This is a genomic window from Gordonia sp. 852002-50395_SCH5434458 (assembly GCF_001665905.1).
Classification (GTDB): domain Bacteria; phylum Actinomycetota; class Actinomycetes; order Mycobacteriales; family Mycobacteriaceae; genus Gordonia; species Gordonia jacobaea.
Genome location: NZ_LZTC01000084.1, coordinates 1 through 526, shown reverse-complemented (window position 1 = coordinate 526; position 526 = coordinate 1). Strand labels below are relative to the sequence as shown.

1 protein-coding gene is annotated in these 526 nt (G+C 62.5%); it reads right to left on the bottom strand.

What is annotated here, in order from left to right:
• A partial coding sequence (locus A5785_RS18595) for a transposase (RefSeq protein WP_197500846.1) occupies positions 1–472 on the bottom strand: 472 nt, incomplete at its 3' end.
• Positions 473–526: the final 54 nt, after the last annotated feature.

Genomic DNA, 526 nt, shown 5'->3' with positions numbered 1-526 from the left:
GGTGTTGGATATCGCGCAACGTCATGCCGCCGGCATAGAGCGAGATGATGATGTCATCGAGGCCACCGAGCCGGCGCGACCCCTTGGGGACCAGACGTGGGGTGAACGTGCCGTCACGGTCACGAGGGACGTTCAGCTCGACCGGACCGGCTTCGGAGGCGACCGTTTTCGGGGTCGACCCGTTGCGGGCATTCGGCAGTTCCCGACCGGCCGGGTCGCCCTTGTCATAGCCGAGGTGATCGGTCAGTTCGGCTTTCAGCCCACGTTCGAGGGCGAGTTTGATCAGACCCGGAATTAGGCCACCGTCCCCGGTGATCTGAACCTGCCCGGTATCGATCTGGGCCAACAACTCATCGACCATGCCCGAAGCCGCCAACGCCTCGGCCACCTCCGCAGTCGAACGTGGCTCGGCCAGCTCAGGCAACTGATGATCGTCGTGGCCCTGCTGCTTGTCGTCTAACGCCATGCTCATAGATCTTCCTCTCACTGATGAGCACTGGACTTACACAGACCATCTGACACCCCC